Below are 18,361 nucleotides of genomic sequence, written 5' to 3'. Positions count from 1 at the left end.
CCTCCCGTCACCGTCGGTAGAGCAGCACCATACCGGCCGCCATCGATTCGTGTAATCCGGTAGTTTCAGAGTGTGATCGACCGTCAGCAGGCCGAGCAGCTCGCGGCCACCTGGGCCCGCCGCGACTCGCAGCGCCTCGGCCACGAGTGCACGGCGACGGTCGACGAGTTCGACCTCGGCTTCGTCATCACCTCCGTCGTCCCCACCGAGGTGCGCACGATCCCCGGGGACCTGCCGACGACGGTCATCGACAAGCAGACCGGCAAGGTCACCACCTGGCCGCGGGTGCCGAGCGACGTGGTGGCGGATCTGTACCGACGCAGCCAGCCGGCCGGGCCGAGCGCTCCCCGCACCGTCGACCCGTCGAGTCTGCTGGTCCGGGAGATCCATCGGATCGCCACCCCGAACACCACCGCGCACCTGACCCTCGAAGGCCGGATCTGGACGGCCCAGGGCACCAGGGCGGCCGTCCCGCTCAACCATCACCCGCTGGTCCGCACCTACCTCGACCAGTTGCCCCCGGGCGACCTGGTCCGCGGGGGCGACGCCCACGCCGAGCTGATCGTGGTCTCCGACGTCCTGCACGAGTACGACCACCGCCGGGCCGCCGAGGGCATCGCGCCGATGGGGCGGGCCGAGGCGGCGGCACTGCTGGCGGACGCCCGGTTCGAGATCTTCCGGGTCCGGGAGCCGGGTGACCCGGCTGGCGGCCCCGCCGAGCTGCCCTGCGATTCGTGCATCACGTTCCTGGTGCGCGCCAACGTCCTGCCGGAGTCGGCACGGGCGTACACCGAGACCTGGCGTGCCCCGGCGGAACCCGACCCCGACCCTGGCCGCTTCCCGGCGGAGGTCGCCAACGCGCTGGTCGCGGCGGGTTGGCGACCACACATCGGCGATCAGATCATGGCTGCCGCGGCCGTGCGGGACGTCACCGCGGTGCGGGGGGTGGCCCACCAGCACGCGGTCTTCCCCGCCGCCGTCGAGGCGCTGACCGCGTTCCCCAGCCTGGTCGGTGCCCGACGCGGTCGCGGCGAGCAGGTGTGGATCTCCCGGTTCGACATCCGCCCACACACCGTCGCGCACACCGCCGACACCCTCGCGGACTTCGGGGCGGTGCTCGGCGTACGACTCTTTCCGATCGGCACCGAGCAACAGGACAGCATCCTGGCGGTGGACGAGCGCGGCCGGGTCTTCGCCCTCGACCAGGCCGGCGAGTGGTTCCTCGGCGACACCATCGACGCGGCGCTCACCACGCTGCTGCTCGGCCGCGCCCCCGCCCGGGTCCGCGACGACGGCACCTGGCAGTCCGACTGAGGGTCGGCCTCAGCGCAGCACCTCGACGGTGTTGCGGCGGACCAGGTTCTTGCCGGGCTCGCGGATCTGGTCCATCGCGGCGGAGTTGAGCAGCACACAACTGCCCGACGGGCCGGTCACCGTCACCGTGGTCGCCCGGTTGTTGTCCAGGTTTGTCACCCGCAACCGGGTGCCCACCGGGAACTGGCCGCTGGTCGCCGCCGGCGCGCCACCCTCAGCGAAGAAGGTGATCGCCCCGGAGCAGGCCGAGCGGGGAGCCGCACCCGACGCCCCGGGAGATGCCGCACCGGGGCGGATCGTGCCGGCGGTCGACTGCCCGGCCGGCGGCGCCCCACCGTCCAACCGCTCCACCACGTTGCGGCGGATCACGTTCTTGCCCGGCTCCCGGACCAGCTCCATGGCGGCCGCGTTGAGCAGCACACAACTGCCCGACGGGCCGGTCACGGTCACGGTGGCCGCCCGGTTGTTGTCCAGGTTGGTGACCCGCAGTCGGGTACCCACCGGGAAGCGGTCGCTGGTCGCCGCCGGCGCACCGCCCTCCGCCGAGAAGGTGACCGAGCCGGAGCAGACGGTCGACCGTGCCGGGGCGGTGTCGGCGAAGCCGAAGTTGGTCCCCACCGCCACGCCCGCCGCGGCGAGCACCGCCACGGTCGCTGCCAGCACGTGCCTGCGCTGCACCCTCATCGACGTCACTCCCGTCCTCGGTGGTGTCCTTCCTCCCCTGGTACGGACGGGAGCGCCCTACCGTTCAGCCGGAACGGGCACCGATCGGGCGGCGGCCAGGTCCACCGGCCCGTACCGGGTGCGCGGCGCCCCGGTGATCAGCGCCCAGTAGCGGTCGCCGTACGACCAGTGCCACCACTCGGTCGGGTAGTTCACCATCCCCGCGCCGCCGAGAGCGTCCACCATGATCTGCCGGTGCCGTCGGGCCGTGGCGGAGATCGTGGGCGCGTCGGTGAAACAGGCGTCGTCGCTGTCCTCCGGGGTCGCGTCGATGGCCGTGCCCAGGTCGAGTTCCACACCGTCGTCGGTGCAGAGCGTCAGGTCCACCGCCCCGCCGGTGCTGTGCGGGGCCACCTCGACCGGCGAGACGAACTTGGTGGTCTCCCGGTGCAGCCGCTGCGGGGACCAGTCCGGGTGCCGTCGGCGCAGCTCGTCCCGGTAGCCGGTGAAGATGGCCAACTGCGCCCGGTACGGCCGGTATCCCTCCACCACCAGCAGACGCATCCCGGCCGGCAGGGCACGCTGCGCGGCCAGCAGGCGGTCCACGACCGCGGCGCGCAGCCGGGCGTACGCCCCGGCCGGGTCGGCCGCGCGGCCGTCGAGCCGCAACTCGGGCAGCTCACGCAGGTCCACGAACGGGTCACCGTCGTCGGCGCTGGGCACCGCGGCCACGCGGGGATCGGAGAGCAGGATCATCGGACGCTCCCCCCGGTGTTGGCGCTCCGTTCCGCGTGCCGGGTACGGGCCAACTCGACGAGTCGGTCCACCACCTCCCGGTACCCGACACCGGCGGCCGCCCACACCTTCGGATACATCGAGTGCGCCGTGAATCCGGGCATGGTGTTCAGTTCGTTGACGTACAGCTCACCGCTCCTCTCGTCGTAGAAGAAGTCGACCCGGGCCAGACCCCAGCCGCCGATCGCGGCGAACGCCCGCAGCGACAGCTCGCGGACCCGCGCGGTCACCTCGTCCGGCAACACGGCGGGGACGATCATCGGGTCGGCGTCGCCGAAGTACTTCTGCTGGTAGTCGAACCACCCGCCGGCCACCCGCACCTCGCCCACCACCGACGCCTCCGGACGCCAGCCACCGAGCACCGCACACTCCAACTCCCGGCCGGTGACCCCCTGCTCGACCAGGACGAGCTGGTCGTGGCGCAGCGCCTCCTCCACGGCGGCGGCCAGGTCGTCGCCCTCGCCGACGCGGGAGATGCCGATCGAGGAACCCATGTTCGCCGGTTTCACGAAGAGCGGCCGACGCAGCCCGAGGACCAGCTTCTCCGGGTCGTCGGACGCCCGGTAGGTGTGCGCGTCGAACGCGACGTACGGGGTGACGGGGATGTCCTCGGCGCGCAGCGCCCGCTTCATCGCCACCTTGTTCATCCCCACCGCCGAGGCGAGGATGCCGCACCCGACGTACGGCACGTTGAGGGACTCCAACAGCCCCTGCACCACACCGTCCTCGCCGAACGGGCCGTGCAGCACCGGGAAGACCACGTCCAGCTCGGCGTGCACCGCGCCGGGGGCGTTGCCCGCGGACACCTGCACGACACCCGGACGCGGACCGGCCCGCAACTCGACGGCCGGACCGGTCACCTGGAGGCGGTCGTCGATGGCCCGCTCGCCGGCCGGCCGGTCCCGCAACTGCGCCAGCAGCGCGTCGGGCACCAGCCGGAAACCGCCGCCGCGGGTGATGCCGATGGCGAGCGTGCGGTACCCGCCGCCGCCGAGCGCCCGAGCCACCCCGAGCGCGGACGCGCAGGACACCTCGTGCTCCGCCGACGGTCCACCGAACAGGATTCCGATCCGCGTCGGCGCGCTCACGCCGCCACCGCTTCCCTGCTCGGCAGCTCGGCGGGCGGCGGAACCAGCAACCGGGCCACCAACGCCGGCTCCACGTTCCCGCCGGTCAGCACCACCCCGATGGTCCGCTGCCGACCAGCTTCGGAGGTGAGCCGAAGCGCGCCGGCCAGACCGGCCGCCCCGGACGGCTCGGCGAGCACCTTCAGCTCCGTCAGGATCAGCCGGAACGCCGCCCCGATCTCGTCGTCGTCGACCCGGACGACCCCGCGCAGCTCGTTCCGCACGATCGCGAACGGCAACTCACCCACACAGGACGGCCGCAGCCCGTCCGCGATCGTGGGCACCGGCGTGACCGGGACACGCTCACCGGCCGCCAGGCTACGGGCGAGCGAGTCACAGCCGACCGGTTCCACGCCGTACACCTCGATGCCCCTGCCGGCCGCGGCCAGGCAGGCGCCCGCGACCCCGCCACCACCACCCACCGGTACGACGAGCGTGTCCAGCGGTGTGCCGACGCGCTCGGCCTCCTCGATCAGTTCGAGGCTGGCGGTACCCTGCCCGGCGATGACGTCCGGGTGGTCGTACGCGTCGACGACGGGGTGACCGCTCTCGTCGCTGAGCCCGTTGGCCACCGCCACCCGCTCCTCGACGCCGGTGCCGGCGAACACCACGCGCGCCCCCGCCGCGCGGGTCCGGTCGACCTTCGTCGGTGCCGCGTCGACCGGCAGCACCACGGTCGCCGCGATCCCGTGCTGCCGGGCCGCCAACGCCACCGCCACCGCGTGGTTGCCGGTGCTCTGCGCGATCACCCCTCGGTGGCCGGCCGCAGCGAGCCGGCCCACCGCCCGCAGCGCGCCACGCATCTTGTACGAGCCGCCGTCCTGGAGGTTCTCCGCCTTGAGCAGGACGCGCGCCCCGGCCAAACCGTCGATCACCGGGGACCGCAGCACGGGTGTCCGGACCACGCGGCCGGCGAGCCAGCGGGCGGCCTCCTCCACATCGACCCAGGTCTGGGCAACGGTGCGTGACATCGGTTTCTCCTTTCGCGCGCACCACGGGTCGGATCCGCCGTACGCGGACCCGGAGCGAGGGTGTGGAGCGCTAGGTCACATTGGGTAGTTGGACGTCGACCCGTAGGCCGCCGTGCTCGGCGGGGCGGGCCGCGATGATCCCGTCGTGCGCCTGGGTGATCGAGCGGGCGATGGCCAGGCCGAGACCGGCGCCTCCGCCCTGCGCGGTGCGGTCCCGGGTCAGCCGGCGGAACGGCTCGAAGAGACCGGCCACCGCCTCGGCCGGCACGGGCTGACCGGTGTTGACCACGGACAACGCGGGCACCCCGCTCACCGCGACGGTCAGCGAGCCGCCCCGCCGGTTGTACTTGATCCCGTTCTCCACCAGGTTGCTGACCAGGCGTTCCAACAGCACCCGTTCGCCCACCACGATCCGGGGCGCGAGATGGGTGTCGATGGTGACCGCAGCTTCCCGGGCACGGTCCTGGTAGCCGGCGAGCACCGCCTCGACGATCGCGTCGAGCCGCTGCGGTATCCGCGACCGCAGGCCCTGGTCACTCTCGCTGAGCGCCAGCAGACCCTCGATCAGCCGTTCGTTGCGCTCGTTGGTCTCCAGCAGCTGGGCGGTCAGCAGCTCCAACTGCTCACCGGAGAGCGCCTGGGCCATGCCGACCTCGATGAGCGTCCGTTGCACCGCCAGCGGGGTACGCAGCTCGTGCGAGGCGTTCGCCGCGAACCGCCGCTGGCCCTCGTACCCAGCGGAGATGCGTTCCATCATCTCGTCGATCGCCCGGGACAGCCGGGCCAGCTCGTCGCGCCCCCGAGGGCGGATCCGGTGACCGAGGTTCTGCGGGCCAACGTGCGCGATCGGCCCGGCCAGGTCACGGACCGGGCGCAGGCACCACATCGCGCCGAACCAGAGCGCCGCCAGGACCGAAACGCTCACCAGCAGTACGGCCACCAGGGGCAGCACGAACGCCCCCGGCCGCACCTCGGCGCACACCGTGCTGAGCCCGGGCAGGGGAACGTCGCAGAACTGCTGCCCCCAGTCCCAGGTCACCTCGGCCAACCATTTGCCCATCGTCGGGAGCACCGGCCCCGTCAGCAGTGCCAGCAGGCCCACGAGCAGCACCCGACGTCGCGGCGTCCAGCTCACGCCGTACCGCCGATCCGGTAGCCGGCCTTCGGAACCGTGTGAATGATCGTCGGATCGCCGAGCTTCTTCCGGAGAGTCATCACGGTGACCCGTACCGCGTTCGTGAACGGGTCGGCGAACTCGTCCCAGGCCTGCTCCAGCAACTCCTCGGCGCTGACCACCTGACCTTCGGCCCGCAGCAGCACGTGCAGCACGGCGAACTCCTTCGGGCTCAGGGTGAGCGGCCGGCCGTCGCGGGTGGCCACGTGCCGGCCCACATCCAGCGTCAGGCCGTCCTGGCTGAGCACCGGTGGCAGCGCCGGGGTGGACCGTCGGCCAAGAGCCTGCACCCGGGCCACCAGTTCGGCGAAGGCGAACGGCTTGGTCAGGTAGTCGTCCGCACCGAGCCCGAGCCCCTCCACCCGGTCCCGGATGCCGGCCGCCGCGGTGAGCAGCAGCACGCGGGTGCCGACCTGTGAGTCGGCGATGCTGCGGCACACCTCGTCGCCGGTGTGCCCGGGCATGTCCCGGTCCAGCACCGCGACGTCGTACCGGTTCACCCCGATGCGCTCCAGCGCACCGTCGCCGTCGTAGCAGACGTCGACGGCCATCGACAGGCGGCGCAGCCCTTCGGCCACCGTGTCCGCCAACAACCGCTCGTCGTCCGCCACCAGCACCCGCACGTTTCCGCTCCCCCGAGTTCGGCCTGCCCCGGCATACCGTCGCAGGCCCGGGTTAAGGGTTCTGTAAGCACCCGCCGCTGCCATCCTCCACGCGAGCGTCCAGCGGGCAAACCATCGCAAGCCAGCCCTTGCCGGTTTCGTCCCCCTCCACGTCGTCCACACCATCCGTCCCCAACAACCACGCCACCACCAAGACCCGTGACCCCCGTCACCCCAAGCCCCACCCACCCACCCCCACCCCCTGCCCCGCCCGCGTCACTGCCCACTGCCCGGGTCGATCATGGAGTTGTGGTGGGGCTTGTGGTTACTTTTGCACCTTTGGAAAACCCCATAACTCCATGATCGACTGGCCGGCCGAGGGCAGCGCGGACCGGGGCGGGGCGGGGCGGGGCGGGACTGGCGGGGCCGGGCGGGGCAGCGGATTGGCGGTTCGGTTAGGGGGCGAGGAGGGGGATTAGGGTTCTGATGATGTGGGCGGGGCGACGGTAGAGGTCCAGGTCGGTGAAGTGGCGCATGCGCCAGCCATTGGCGGCGAGCCAGTTCATTCGAGAGCGATCGTGCCGGAGGCGGGCGCGGTCCAGATGGGACGGACCGTCGTACTCGACACCGACGCGGTGTTGCCGGTAACCAAGGTCGAGGCGGTAGAGCGGGATCCCGTTGCTGTCCGAGACCCAGATCTGCGGCTCCGGCGGTGGCAGGCCGCCGTCAATCAGTACTAGGCGGAGTTGGCTCTCCTGCCGGCACTCTGCCCGGGGATCGGCGCGCGGCACGAGATCACGCGCCTGACAGACTCCACGCAGACGAGCGTGCCGATCGACCTCGATCCGGAGTTCCTCGGGCCGGCAGGCGCCTACGCGAAGGCTAAGGTCCAGTAGCGGCATCGCGTCCATCCGGTGCAACGACCGGGCCAGGTCCACCGCGCACCTGGAGGCGGGCGCACAGGGCACCCCGGCCAGCAGTACGGGGTCGCGCACCGGCAGAACCGCCTCGTGGGTGATGACGCCCCGAATGCGCGGGACGTTCTCCCCTGCCGGCACGATCACGTGCACGTCGGGGCTGCGGGCGTCGCCGAAGCCGTGCAGTTGCGCGCCCGTTTGGAAGCCTACGACGGCGGTGGCGGGTAGTCGTCGGAAGATCGCTGGCAGGCGTCCGGCCTGATCGGCCGACGGCGCGTAGATGCTTCGCGACATCCGGTGCAGGCGGGACAGCTCAGCCAGCCTCCGTACCTGCTCCCGACTGAGGCCGGCCGCGAGTAACTCCGAGTATCGATACAAACGCTCTGCCATGCCGCATGAATCTGCAGCAACACGTCGCCATCCCCCGACCCCAACCCAGCGCCCTGTGGATAACCATCGGCCCTGTGCACAACCCCCAAAGCTCCTCCCGCGATGCTATGCGCACCAAGGTCCGCCACTGGCTCGATCATGGAGTTGTGGTGCCGGACAGAAGCCTCGAACCTCCACCTTCCCGCCACCACAACTCCATGATCGACGCGGCTCAGCGGGGCGGGGGCGGGGGGTGGGGTGGGGGTGGGGGGTGGGGGGTGGGGTGGGGTGGGCACGTCAGTCGCAGGCCGTGCCGTCGCCGTCGCGGTCCAGGTCGTAGATGTCGTCGCCGATCACCCTGATGGGTCCACTGACGTAGGCAGGGCCGTTGCCGCTGCCGCCCGCGCAGTCGACGTCGCTGGCGATCGGGACACAGCCGCTGTAGTTCGGGTCGCACGTCGAGGACTGCGGCTTCTTGGTGCCGACGGCGACGACCTGGGTCACCGGCTGCTTCGTCACCGTGGACTTGACCAGTTTTTTCGACGTCCGCACCCCGTTCGTGGTGGTCACCTCGTACGTCAGGGTTCGCACTCCGTTGACGCCCTTGGTCCGGACGACGCGCTTGCCCTCGGCCAGGGACGCGTCCTTGACGGTCGTCTCGCCGTACCGGACGGTGGCTTGCTCCGTCTCGGTCCTGACCCGCACGACCGGCGCGGGCGCGGCATCCGGCGAGGCCGGCACCGGGGACTCGGTGGCGACCGGTGTGGCAACGGGCGTGGCGACGGGCGTGGCGACCGTTGTGGCAATCGGCGCGGCAGCCGGCGCGGAAGCCTCGTCGGTCGGCTCGGCGGGCGCCGCCACGATGGGCTGCTGCGCCTGCTCGGCGGCCGTGCCGGTCTTGGTCGGCTCCGGTTCGCCGGCCAACGCGCCGATGATGGCGGTACCGGTACAGCAGAGCAGCAGGATCGACAGGGTCACCGAGCCGAGGATCACGGCGGTCCGACGGGCGGGACTGGCCCGACGGAACCAGTTCGGGCGGCCGCCCGGGCCGGACTGCGGTGCGTACGGCGGGCCGGGGACCGGCGGTGGTTGCATCGTCACGGCGATGAGTGTCGTCGCAAACACCGTCCGCAAGATCCTCCGTCGTGCTCGTCACCTGCGCCGTTCGCGTCACGCCGATGATCCGTGGGCACGTCTTCGGACGACGGGACGACACCTGCGGCAACCCTCAGGCCGAATGATCAGGGCCGATCGTGCGGCTGGATTTGCCTACAAAAGCCGCGAATCCGAACGAGTACGCCCTCGCGCGCTCACTCGTCGACGCAGGACAGGTGATGTGTCGAGATGCCGTCAGCAGGCGGGCTCAACGCGCTGCCCCCGTCGCGCCGACATCCGACGCGGGCCGACGAGCCTGCCGACCCCGCAGCGACGTGAGCCCGGTCAGCAGGAGCGCTATCGCGAACATCGCGGTGCCGATGACGTTCACCTGTGGTGGGATGCCCCGCCGGGCGGCGCCCCAGACGTACATCGGGAACGTGACAGTGGTGCCGGCATTGAAGTTCGTGACGATGAAGTCGTCGAAGCTCAGCGAAAAAGCCAGCAGCGCGGCGGCCACGATGCCGGGCAGCACCAACGGCAGGGTGATCCTCCGGAAGGTCTGCCACTCGTTGGCGTAGAGATCCATAGCGGCCTCCTCCAACCGCCGGTCCATCCCGGCCAACCGCGCCCGCACGGTGACCACCACGAACGACACACAGAACGTCACGTGCGCGACCACGATGGTCCAGAAGCCCTGCGGCACCCCGGCGGACACGAAGAGCGCCAACAGCGACGTACCCATCACCAGCTCCGGGGTGGCCATCGACAGGAAGATCAGCACGTTGATGCCGGACCGGCCGCGGAGGCGGTGCCGGACCAGCGCGAACGCCAGCAGGGTGCCCAGCACGGTGGCGACCACGGTGGCGAGGAAACCGATCTGCACGCTGCGGACCACCGCGTCACACATGTCCGACGTGGCGCAGGGCCGCCGCCAGTTGTCCAGGGTGAACTCGTTGAAGTCGTACGACAGCCGACTCGACGGGCGGTTGAACGACAGGCCGGCCACCACCAGGATCGGCAGCGACAGATAGCCGACCACCAGCAGCGCCACGATCAGCACCCAGCGGTCGACCAGCCAACGGGAAACCCTCACGGCACCTCCTCCGTGCCGACCCGACGCAGGTAGCCGACGACCACCGCGAGGATCGCGGCCATCAGCAGGAACGACAGCGCGGCGCCCTGCGGGTAGTCCAACCGGACCAGGAACGCCGAGTCGACGACGTTGCCGATCATGTACTCGTTGGGGGTGCCGAGCAGCTCGGCGTTGATGTAGTCGCCGCTGGCCGGGATGAAGAACAGCAGCGTGCCGGCGACCAGGCCGGGCCGGGACAGCGGCAGGGTCACCCGACGGAACGCCTGCGCACCGCTCGCGTACAGGTCGCTGGCCGCCTCCAACAGCCGGTGGTCGAGCCGCTCCAGGCTCGCGTACAGCGGCAGCACCAAGAACGGCAGGAAGTTGTACGTCAGGCCGAGCACCACCGCCAACGGCGTGGCCAGCAGCCGTCCCTGCGGTGCCAGCAGGTGCACGTCGCGCAGCAGACCGACGAGCACGCCGTTGTCCGACAGGATGGTCTTCCAGGCCAGCGTCCGGACCAGGAAGCTGGTGAACATCGGCGCGACCACGCACACCAGCAGCAGGTTCCTCCACCGCCCGGCCTTCTGCGCGATCGCGTACGCCAGCGGGTAGCCCAGCAACAGCGCCAGCACCAGGGCCAGCCCGGCGTAGCCGAACGAGCGCAGGAACTGCGGCCAGTACGCCTGCACCACGTCCGGGTAGTTGCCGAACGCCCAGGCCATCGCGTACCCGGTGGAGAGCGAGCCACTGGGGTTGTAGAGGCTCGCGGCACCGAGTTGCAGCAGCGGCACACCGAAGAAGACGAGCAGCCAGGCCACCCCGGGCAACACCAGGAGGTACGGCAGGAGGCGGCGCCGCCCGGACCGGACCGCCGGCGACCCCTGCCCCGCTCCGGTCGGCGCCGGACGGGTCACGAGGGCGCGCCCACCGGCTCGTCGCGCACCGGCGACGTCCGGTCGGTGTCCCCGGCGGCACGGGGCAGCAGGAACGCGTGCCGCGGATCCCAGTACGCCACGGCCGTGCTGCCGACCGCCACCGGCGTCGAGGTCCCGCTGTTGGCCGTGAAGACCGACAACTCGGCGCCCCAGCCGGTCCGCAGCAGATACTGCGTGCTGACCCCCACGTAGGACGCGTCGCTGACCACCCCGGTGACGTGCTGATGCCCAGCGGGCACCTGGTCGGCGGAGCCGACCAGAATCAGCTTCTCCGGGCGTACCCCCAGGTGGACCGGACCGTGGTCGGACCGGGACCGGCCGGTGGGCACCGAGAAGCGGCTGCCGTGCGCCGTCACCGTGACGTCGTCGCCGCTGACGCCGGTGGCGTCGCCGGCGAGCAGGTTGGACTGGCCGAGGAAGTTCGCCACGAACGCGGTGGCGGGAAGCTCGTAGAGGTCGGCCGGGGTGCCCTGTTGCGCGATCCGTCCGTCGTGCATCACCGCGACGGTGTCGGCCATGGTCAGGGCCTCCTCCTGGTCGTGGGTGACGTGCACGAAGGTGATGCCCACCTCGGCCTGGATCCGCTTCAGCTCGATCTGCATCTGCCGGCGCAGCTTCAGATCCAGGGCACCCAGCGGCTCGTCGAGCAGAAGGACCTGCGGCCGGTTGACGAGCGCCCGGGCCAGCGCGACCCGTTGCTGCTGGCCGCCGGAGAGCTGGGCCGGGCGGCGGTTGCCGTAGCCGTCGAGCTGCACCAGCGACAGCATCCGCAGAACCTCGCCGTCGACCGAGCGGATGCCGCGTCGACGCAGCCCGAAGGCCACGTTCTCGAAGACGGTGAGGTGCGGAAACAGCGCGTAACTCTGGAAGACGGTGTTGATCGGCCGCCGGTACGGTCGCAGCCGGGTGACGTCCCGGTCACCGAGCAGCACCTGGCCGCTCGTCGGTTCCTCCAGCCCGGCGATCATGCGCAGCGTGGTGGTCTTGCCGCAGCCGGACGGGCCGAGCAGGGCGAAGAACGAGCCCGGTCCGATGGACAGGCTGAGGTCGTCGACCGCGGTGGAGGCACCGAACCGCTTGGTGAGGTTGGCCAGGCGCAGGTGGTCGGCGGGTGTCTCGCGTGCCATCCCGTCACGCCCCGATGACCTGCTGGAACTTACCCTCGTACTCCTTCTCCTGCTTCTCGTCCAGGGCCATGAACATCGTGGACTTCGACAGCAGAGCCTCGTCCGGGAAGATCAGCGGGTTGGTCGCCAGCTCGGGGTCGATCTTCTCCATCTCGGCCTGAGCGCCCTTGACGGGGCAGATGTAGTTGACGTACGCGGCGAGCCTCGCGGCGACGGCCGGCTCGTAGTAGTAGTTGATGAGCTGCTCGGCGTTCGCCTTGTGGGTGGCCCTGTTGGGCACCATCATGTTGTCGCTGTAGAGCATCACCCCGGAGTCGGGCGCGACGAACCGCACCCTCTCGTCGGCGGTGGAGAGCTGGATGACGTCCCCGGACCAGCCGATGCAGGCGGCGATGTCGCCCTTGGCGAGATCGGGTGCGTAGTCGTTGCCGGTGAAGCGGCGGATCTGCCCCGAGTCGACGGCCTTCTTGAGTTTGTGGAGCGCGTCGTCGAACTGGGCGGTGGTGAAGTTCGACGGGTCGTGCCCACCCGCGCCGAGCAGCAGGCCCATCGTGTCGCGCATCTCGCTGAGCGCGGTCACCCGGCCCTTGAGGTCGGGGCGGGTCAGCAGCTCGTCGACCGTACGCAGCTCCTTGGTGACCTTGCCGTTGTACGCCAACCCGGCGAGGCCGGACTGCCACGGGATGGAGAGCTGGTTGTCGGTGTCGAAGGAGCGGTTGAGCAGCGGCGGGAGCAGGTTGGCCCGCACGTTCGGAATGTTCGCCGGGTCGAGTTTCTGGATCCAGCCGAGCCGGCTCATCCGGGCCGCCATCCAGTCGCTCAGCACGATGATGTCCCGGTCGGTGCTCTGGCAGGCGGCGAGCTGCTGCCGCACCTTGCCGAAGAATTCGTTGTTGTCGTTGATGTCCTCGGTGTAGGTGACCTGGATACCGGTCTTCCGGACGAACTCGTCCAGGCTGGGTCGCTTGGACTCGTCCTCCTCATCCACGTCCAGGTACTGCGGCCAGTTGGAGAACGCGAGCTTCCGCTCGGTGCCGGAGAGGTCCTCGCTGACGCAGCCAGCCTCGGTCTGTTGGGCGCCCTTGGTGCCGCAGCCGGCAAGGCCGCCACCCGCGGCGACCAGGGCGGCCGAGCCGAGAGCGCCGGTGAGCAGTCCACGCCGGGAGAGGGGCCGGAGGGGGACACGCATCAGTTTTCCTCAGGGGTCGGTGCCGTGGACGACTGACACGATGACAAACCGGCACCACCGGCGGAGCATCGGGGCCGACGCGTCACCACCCGTGGACGTGTCGACCACGCTCAGCGTGAGCCACGCGATATTGCGGATGGCGGGGTGTCTGCGCGCCGGGACACCGCGCTTTCCCCAACCCGAGTGGATCAGCGGCCGGACCGACGGCTCAGCTCGATCGGACGAGGTTGACGAAGGACGTCCAGGCGGCCGGCGCGAAGGCCAGGGTGCCACCGTCACGGTCCTTGCTGTCGCGTACCAACACCCGGCCGGGCAGGTTGTCGGCTACCTCGACGCAGGCACCGCCGTTGTTGCTGCTGCGGGTCGCGGTGCGCCAACAGGCGTCGGTCATGTCCATGTCGTGGCCACTTCCCTGATCAGCTCGATCGACTGACGTTGGGGTAACGCCTCACCGGTGACGCTCTCCCACCTGCGTCCCAGGCTAGCGATGTCGACGGGATCGGTCACGACCTGACCGCGGAGCTGGTTGTCGAGATACGCCAATTCCGTCCCGTCGGGCAGGCGGCCGAGCACGAAGGGACCGGCCAGACCGGTGTGCCACGGGCTCTCCGCCGGGATGACCCGCACCTGGACGTGCTCCCACTCCGCGACCGCCGCCAGGTGGGCCAGCTGCCCGGACATCACGGCGCGCTCACCGACCAGCCGGCGCAGCACCACCTCGTCGATCACCGTCACGAGCTGCGGTGGGGCGTCGCGACCGAGGACCGCCTGCCGTTCGATCCGGCCCGCGACGATCAGATCCACCTCGGACGGTGCGAGCAGTCCACCGGTGCCCAGCACCGCCCGGGCGTACCCCTCGGTCTGCAGCAGGCCCGGCACGAGCAGCGGCTCGTACCACCGAATGCCGGTCGCATCCTGTTCAAGCTCGGCCCACGGCCGGAACCACGGCAGGTCACGGCGGCGGAACGGCTCCGGCCAGAGGTCGGCCGCGTCCCGACGCAGCACCCGGGCGACCGCGATCCGGGTACGCGGGTGCGGGATGTGCCCCGCGGCGAGCCACCGCCCGGCCGTCTTGGGGTGGATGCGAACCTTCTCCGCAAGCGATTCGACCGTCTCGCCCGCCTCGGCCATCGCCACCCGCAATGCCTCGTTCGCCACTCGGACCCTCCCGCCCACGAGGGGTGCATCGCGATCTGGAACGATGCACGCTGCGGCGCATGTTAACCACGCTGCGTGGCGGTGTCTGCGGCCTACCGGCGTGTGGCGGTGAGACGTATTGACACGCCCCCCAAACGCCCCCAGGTGCCCCACCAACGTCCCCGACCCACCCGCGCCACACTGGTTGATCAAGAGGTTTCGGTCATCGACCGGCGCGTTCTTGACGCAAACCTCTTGATCAACACCGAAGAGGGCCGCGGGGCCGGGCCGGGTGGGGTTAGTGGTTGGGGGGGATTACTCGGAGGTGGCCTCGGCGGCCGGTTTGGTGGGGGTGCTCGGGGCGGCTCTGGTCGGGCTCCGGAGGGCGGGGGGCCGGGCGGGCGGCTTCGCGGACCGCCTCGGCGAGCGCCACCAGGTCGTCGGTGGTGGGCGGCGGCGGCTCGAATGCGCCCTCGTGCCGGACCACGTCCCAGCCACGCGGTGCCGTCAGGCTGCGGGCGTGCGGCTCGCACAGGTCGTACGTGTGCGGCTCGGCGAACGCCGCCAGCGGCCCCACCACCGCTGTCGACTCGTTGTAGACATAGGTCAATGTGGCGACCGCTTGCCGGGGGCAGCCGTTACGGGAGCAGCGCCGTGGTGACCTCACGTGCGGCAGGGTATCTCCATTACCGGGTCCGGCGCATCGCTTCGCGTTGCGACACGCCCGTCACGGTGATCACAGTTCGCCGTTCTGGGCGCGCCGCGCCACGGGAGCGGCGGTGCCGCTGGCCAGCCCGGCGCGGGCGCTACCCTTTGCCTCATGACGAGCCCGGAACACCGCCGCCCCGGCCCCGGCCGGCGTGTGCACCGTGACCGGCACGGTCGTGGCCTGCGCGGGCGGTTGGTGCCGGCCACCGTGCCACTGGCGCGGACCAAGGCCGAGGTCTTCGACGACCTGGTCCTGGACACCGTGGAGACGCTGGAGCGCCGGTTCGCCAAGGAGCTGGCCGGGGTCGAGTTCGCGGTCGAGGACGTCCCGCCGGACCTGAACGTGTACGACTCCGATGTGCTGGAGGATGGCGAGGTCCCGCTGGCCCGGCTGCTGCCCGGCCGACCGGGCCGACAGGAGGTGCCGCCGCGGATCGTGCTGTACCGGCGGCCCCTGGAGTTCCGGGCGATGGACCGCGAGGACCTCGCCGACCTCGTGCATGACGTGATCATCGAACAGGTGGCGAACCTGCTCGGGGTCGACCCCGACGAGCTGACCTGAGCCACCCCTCAGTCGCTGATCGCGCAGCCGCACCGGCGGCACACGCAGCCCCAGAACGCGCAAGAGTCGGGCGGCCCCCACCGCCTCGACCTCGCACCGCTCAGGCGGCCCGCCGCTTCAACTTGCGCCGCTCCCGCTCGGAGAGCCCACCCCAGATGCCGAACCGCTCGTCGTGACCGAGAGCGTATTCGAGGCATTCGGTCTTGACCTCACACCGCGAGCAGATCCGCTTCGCCTCGCGGGTTGAGCCGCCCTTCTCGGGGAAGAACGCTTCGGGGTCGGTCTGCGAGCACAGTGCCCGCTCCTGCCACTCCGGCGCGTTTCCGAGCAGGTCGGCCACCTCAAGCTGGCCGTCCATCAAATGCCTCCTTGTCGCGCACCGGCGTCATCGCCGCTGCAACCCCCCACGCGAAAGGCGTGCTTGTCCGTCCGGTCCCGTTTTGTTGCGTTCCGTGCGAACAACCCCATTCAAATTACACGCGTGTAATGCGTGCGCCGTCAAGCCAAACTTGATAATGGAGTCGCCCTCCCGACACCCCCGGACGGCCACTCGGACCGTCCAGCCTCGCAACCTGCCCTATCGATTCAGACCCCGGCCGAGTAACGCCCTCTCCGGCGAGTTGCCCGACTTTTCTCCCGTGGCGCTCCCCCGACGGGGCGCCAGCGGGGCAGTGCCAGACGTCCGCACCCTCAAAGCTGATCTTGGTGGGGGACAGGTTAACGCGGCGCGGCGCAGACCGCCCGTCGAGCTGGGAACAGCACGTACGCCCCGCCCACAATGTGGACGGGGCGCGGCGCGAGACCGGTGCGAAAACGTCAGCTGGCGACCCCGAAACCGCTGGTAGGCCACACGAATTCGGCGATGCCTCCACCGTGGACAGAAACTGACCCGGCGGGCGTACTCTCGTCCCACCAGACGGTATAAATCCCGCCGGGCAGATCCGGATAGACCGCACTGTGGAACGAGCCGTCCTGCACCCGGCGCTCCCGCACGGCAGAGTGGACCCGCCGGTCGCCGTCCCGGCTGATCTCGATCTCCCGGCCGTGCAGATCGCGGCCCGTGTAGACGATCAGAGCACCGGTGTCGCCGCCCAGATCGAGGACGACGCTCCCCGTCTCCGACGGCCCGTACGCGTGCTCGTGCATCCCCTCCCCCCGCCGGTCAGGACGCCGCCGGCGGGTTGTTGAACCCGTCGTACGGCGTACCCAGGTAGGGGAAGTTTGCGAGGAACGGCGCGGTCACGTCGGCGGCGCTCAACCCCGGGGTGACCGCGGCGGCCGCCGCGTCCGGTTGGAACGTCTTGTCCACGAGCGGGACGGTGACCCCGGCGATCGCCCGCAGCGCGATGCTGACCACGTCGTCGCCGACCCGCCGCCCGTTCGGGTATCCGGCCAGGTCACCACCGAGCACCCCGAACCGGTCCGGCTGCCGGGTCGGCGGGATCGCGGTGTTCAGCCGCAGCATGTCGGCCTGCACGTCGCCGGTGGCGTTCGTGAAACCGTCGATCAGCCCGGCCGGTACGCCGGTGAGCAGGATCGCCACCAGGTCCGCACGGGCCTTCTTCGCCTTGGTGAGCCGGTCCAGATTCGGGAACACGTCCGGGTAGAGCGCCGGCAGCAGGGCGGCCAGCTCCGGCTGCTCGACGAACCGCGCGAACCGCTTGTCCTCCGACGGTGGCAGCGAGTTCCACAGGTCCTTCTTGGACATCGGCACGATGACCTCGTTGAACAACGGATTGCCCAGCCGGGAGACCTGGGTGAACGGCCCGGTGGCGGTGTCCGCACCGCCCCGGTCACCGAGCACCCGTACCTGCCGACGCGACGCCGACGTCCACACCCCGATCACCGACGCCGCGTCACCGGCGCCGTAGCGGTTGGCGCGGCGACGCACCTGCTTCAGTGGCACCTGCACGGCGATGCTGTGCACGTTCATCCGGTCGGTGGCGTTGACCGGCTCCCCCTCGGCCTTGAAGATCTTCTTCCCGGCGACGTGCAGCTGCTGGAACGGCCGCAACGTGCCGAGGTCGAAGATCGCCCCCAGGTCGACGAAGAAGCCGTCCGCGCGCTGCCCGGCGAAGACCCGCTCGCCGGTGGAGAGCGAGTAGGTGGCCTGCCGCACAAGCTCGGCGTACTTCGGGGTGGACAGCGGGCCGACGTTGCACGGCGGGCAGGGCAGCTTGTGCGCCAACCGGTGCTCCCGGCCGTCGGTCACCCGGGTCAGGCTGTAGAACTGCCGCCGGTTCCAGTTCTTGCTGTCCAGCGACTCGATGGCGCCGGTGTTGTAGAGAAAGCTGTTCGGATTGGTGATCTCGGTGGTGAATTCGAACCGGTAGGTGACATCCGGACGGCCGTCGCCGTCGTTGTCGATATGGATCTCGTAGCGCACGTCGTCACCGAACTCGAAGAAGTTCGGGCCCCCCGAGGGCAGCTGCAACGGAACGTAGTTGGCGATCAGCGTCACCGTGTCGGGCTTGTCGGGGCTGACGAACGCGTACAGGTCGGAGCTGTCGGCGACCGGATCCTTGGCTATCTCCGGGGCCTCGCGATGGGAAGACATGGCGGACCAACCTCACTGGGCGGGGACAGGATGGCAGTGCG

Annotated in this window: 20 protein-coding genes; 2 read left to right on the top strand and 18 right to left on the bottom strand. The window is 70.6% G+C overall.

What is annotated here, in order from left to right; genetic code table 11:
* Nucleotides 1-72: 72 nt before the first annotated feature.
* A complete protein-coding gene (locus AB0A90_RS05355; protein ID WP_357241962.1) occupies nucleotides 73-1,314 on the top strand; it encodes an SUKH-3 domain-containing protein in 1,242 nt (413 codons plus the stop codon).
* A gap of 9 nt (nucleotides 1,315-1,323) precedes the next feature.
* Here AB0A90_RS05355 and AB0A90_RS05350 read toward each other — a convergent pair whose 3' ends face one another.
* From AB0A90_RS05350 to AB0A90_RS05280, 15 genes are all read right to left on the bottom strand, one after another.
* Nucleotides 1,324-1,998, bottom strand: a complete 675-nt coding sequence (locus AB0A90_RS05350) for a hypothetical protein (protein WP_357241959.1) — start codon at nucleotides 1,996-1,998, stop codon at nucleotides 1,324-1,326.
* Nucleotides 1,999-2,055: 57 nt separating this feature from the next.
* Complete coding sequence (locus AB0A90_RS05345) at nucleotides 2,056-2,733, bottom strand: M15 family metallopeptidase (protein ID WP_357241956.1); 678 nt, start codon at nucleotides 2,731-2,733, stop codon at nucleotides 2,056-2,058.
* Nucleotides 2,730-3,860: a D-alanine--D-alanine ligase family protein gene (locus AB0A90_RS05340; protein ID WP_357241954.1), complete on the bottom strand. Its 1,131-nt coding sequence runs from the start codon at nucleotides 3,858-3,860 to the stop codon at nucleotides 2,730-2,732. Before AB0A90_RS05340 ends, AB0A90_RS05345 begins: the two co-directional genes overlap by 4 nt.
* A complete protein-coding gene (locus tag AB0A90_RS05335) occupies nucleotides 3,857-4,870 on the bottom strand; it encodes a pyridoxal-phosphate dependent enzyme (protein ID WP_357241951.1) in 1,014 nt (337 codons plus the stop codon). The genes AB0A90_RS05340 and AB0A90_RS05335 overlap by 4 nt, the downstream gene beginning before the upstream one ends.
* Before the next feature lie 70 nt (nucleotides 4,871-4,940).
* Nucleotides 4,941-6,005 (bottom strand): HAMP domain-containing sensor histidine kinase, encoded by a 1,065-nt coding sequence (locus AB0A90_RS05330; RefSeq protein ID WP_357241948.1) that lies wholly within the window; start codon nucleotides 6,003-6,005, stop codon nucleotides 4,941-4,943.
* Nucleotides 6,002-6,667, bottom strand: a complete 666-nt coding sequence (locus AB0A90_RS05325) for a response regulator transcription factor (protein WP_357241945.1) — start codon at nucleotides 6,665-6,667, stop codon at nucleotides 6,002-6,004. Before AB0A90_RS05325 ends, AB0A90_RS05330 begins: the two co-directional genes overlap by 4 nt.
* A 434-nt stretch (nucleotides 6,668-7,101) precedes the next feature.
* Nucleotides 7,102-7,857 carry a DUF559 domain-containing protein gene (locus AB0A90_RS05320; protein WP_357241942.1) on the bottom strand — a complete coding sequence of 252 codons (756 nt, stop codon included), beginning with the start codon at nucleotides 7,855-7,857 and terminating at the stop codon, nucleotides 7,102-7,104.
* Nucleotides 7,858-8,229: 372 nt separating this feature from the next.
* Nucleotides 8,230-9,027 (bottom strand): G5 domain-containing protein, encoded by a 798-nt coding sequence (locus AB0A90_RS05315; protein WP_357242425.1) that lies wholly within the window; start codon nucleotides 9,025-9,027, stop codon nucleotides 8,230-8,232.
* 268 nt (nucleotides 9,028-9,295) lie between these two features.
* Nucleotides 9,296-10,123: an ABC transporter permease gene (locus AB0A90_RS05310; RefSeq protein ID WP_357241939.1), complete on the bottom strand. Its 828-nt coding sequence runs from the start codon at nucleotides 10,121-10,123 to the stop codon at nucleotides 9,296-9,298.
* Nucleotides 10,120-11,019, bottom strand: coding sequence for an ABC transporter permease (locus tag AB0A90_RS05305; RefSeq protein WP_357241935.1), 900 nt, complete (start codon nucleotides 11,017-11,019; stop codon nucleotides 10,120-10,122). The genes AB0A90_RS05310 and AB0A90_RS05305 overlap by 4 nt, the downstream gene beginning before the upstream one ends.
* Nucleotides 11,016-12,167, bottom strand: coding sequence for an ABC transporter ATP-binding protein (locus tag AB0A90_RS05300; RefSeq protein ID WP_357241932.1), 1,152 nt, complete (start codon nucleotides 12,165-12,167; stop codon nucleotides 11,016-11,018). Before AB0A90_RS05300 ends, AB0A90_RS05305 begins: the two co-directional genes overlap by 4 nt.
* 4 nt (nucleotides 12,168-12,171) lie before the next feature.
* Nucleotides 12,172-13,356 carry a spermidine/putrescine ABC transporter substrate-binding protein gene (locus AB0A90_RS05295; protein WP_357241929.1) on the bottom strand — a complete coding sequence of 395 codons (1,185 nt, stop codon included), beginning with the start codon at nucleotides 13,354-13,356 and terminating at the stop codon, nucleotides 12,172-12,174.
* A gap of 208 nt (nucleotides 13,357-13,564) precedes the next feature.
* Nucleotides 13,565-13,753, bottom strand: coding sequence for a DUF397 domain-containing protein (locus AB0A90_RS05290; protein ID WP_357241926.1), 189 nt, complete (start codon nucleotides 13,751-13,753; stop codon nucleotides 13,565-13,567).
* Nucleotides 13,744-14,487 (bottom strand): DUF5753 domain-containing protein, encoded by a 744-nt coding sequence (locus AB0A90_RS05285; protein WP_357242422.1) that lies wholly within the window; start codon nucleotides 14,485-14,487, stop codon nucleotides 13,744-13,746. Before AB0A90_RS05285 ends, AB0A90_RS05290 begins: the two co-directional genes overlap by 10 nt.
* 304 nt (nucleotides 14,488-14,791) lie before the next feature.
* Entirely contained in the window at nucleotides 14,792-15,160 is a 369-nt protein-coding gene (locus AB0A90_RS05280) for a DUF3499 domain-containing protein (protein ID WP_357241922.1), read from the bottom strand.
* Between the two features lie 153 nt (nucleotides 15,161-15,313).
* Here AB0A90_RS05280 and AB0A90_RS05275 point away from each other — a divergent pair, with 153 nt between their 5' ends.
* Nucleotides 15,314-15,763, top strand: a complete 450-nt coding sequence (locus AB0A90_RS05275) for a metallopeptidase family protein (RefSeq protein WP_357241919.1) — start codon at nucleotides 15,314-15,316, stop codon at nucleotides 15,761-15,763.
* Between the two features lie 100 nt (nucleotides 15,764-15,863).
* On the opposite strand, the gene AB0A90_RS05270 is transcribed toward AB0A90_RS05275, so the two are convergent.
* From AB0A90_RS05270 to AB0A90_RS05260, 3 genes are all read right to left on the bottom strand, one after another.
* Nucleotides 15,864-16,121: a WhiB family transcriptional regulator gene (locus tag AB0A90_RS05270; protein ID WP_007455784.1), complete on the bottom strand. Its 258-nt coding sequence runs from the start codon at nucleotides 16,119-16,121 to the stop codon at nucleotides 15,864-15,866.
* A 458-nt stretch (nucleotides 16,122-16,579) separates the two neighbouring features.
* A complete protein-coding gene (locus tag AB0A90_RS05265) occupies nucleotides 16,580-16,909 on the bottom strand; it encodes a phospholipase (protein WP_357241916.1) in 330 nt (109 codons plus the stop codon).
* 16 nt (nucleotides 16,910-16,925) lie between these two features.
* Nucleotides 16,926-18,320: a DUF4331 domain-containing protein gene (locus AB0A90_RS05260; protein WP_357241913.1), complete on the bottom strand. Its 1,395-nt coding sequence runs from the start codon at nucleotides 18,318-18,320 to the stop codon at nucleotides 16,926-16,928.
* Nucleotides 18,321-18,361 lie beyond the last annotated feature (41 nt).

The sequence above is a fragment of the Micromonospora sp. NPDC049204 genome, from assembly GCF_040647935.1.
In the GTDB taxonomy this organism is placed as follows: Bacteria; Actinomycetota; Actinomycetes; order Mycobacteriales; family Micromonosporaceae; genus Micromonospora.
Note: the sequence above shows the minus strand (reverse complement) of the source record. Positions and strands in the feature narration are given on the sequence as shown.

Coding starts and splice junctions, on each gene's coding strand:
- AB0A90_RS05350 (WP_357241959.1), bottom strand. CDS start 1,998: ATGAGGGTGCAGCGCAGGCACGTGCTGGCAGCGACCGTGGCGGTGCTC.
- AB0A90_RS05345 (WP_357241956.1), bottom strand. CDS start 2,733: ATGATCCTGCTCTCCGATCCCCGCGTGGCCGCGGTGCCCAGCGCCGAC.
- AB0A90_RS05335 (WP_357241951.1), bottom strand. CDS start 4,870: ATGTCACGCACCGTTGCCCAGACCTGGGTCGATGTGGAGGAGGCCGCC.
- AB0A90_RS05320 (WP_357241942.1), bottom strand. CDS start 7,857: ATGTCGCGAAGCATCTACGCGCCGTCGGCCGATCAGGCCGGACGCCTG.
- AB0A90_RS05315 (WP_357242425.1), bottom strand. CDS start 9,027: ATGCAACCACCGCCGGTCCCCGGCCCGCCGTACGCACCGCAGTCCGGC.
- AB0A90_RS05300 (WP_357241932.1), bottom strand. CDS start 12,167: ATGGCACGCGAGACACCCGCCGACCACCTGCGCCTGGCCAACCTCACC.
- AB0A90_RS05295 (WP_357241929.1), bottom strand. CDS start 13,356: ATGCGTGTCCCCCTCCGGCCCCTCTCCCGGCGTGGACTGCTCACCGGC.
- AB0A90_RS05290 (WP_357241926.1), bottom strand. CDS start 13,753: ATGGACATGACCGACGCCTGTTGGCGCACCGCGACCCGCAGCAGCAAC.
- AB0A90_RS05285 (WP_357242422.1), bottom strand. CDS start 14,487: ATGGCCGAGGCGGGCGAGACGGTCGAATCGCTTGCGGAGAAGGTTCGC.
- AB0A90_RS05275 (WP_357241919.1), top strand. CDS start 15,314: ATGACGAGCCCGGAACACCGCCGCCCCGGCCCCGGCCGGCGTGTGCAC.
- AB0A90_RS05270 (WP_007455784.1), bottom strand. CDS start 16,121: ATGGACGGCCAGCTTGAGGTGGCCGACCTGCTCGGAAACGCGCCGGAG.
- AB0A90_RS05265 (WP_357241916.1), bottom strand. CDS start 16,909: ATGCACGAGCACGCGTACGGGCCGTCGGAGACGGGGAGCGTCGTCCTC.
- AB0A90_RS05260 (WP_357241913.1), bottom strand. CDS start 18,320: ATGTCTTCCCATCGCGAGGCCCCGGAGATAGCCAAGGATCCGGTCGCC.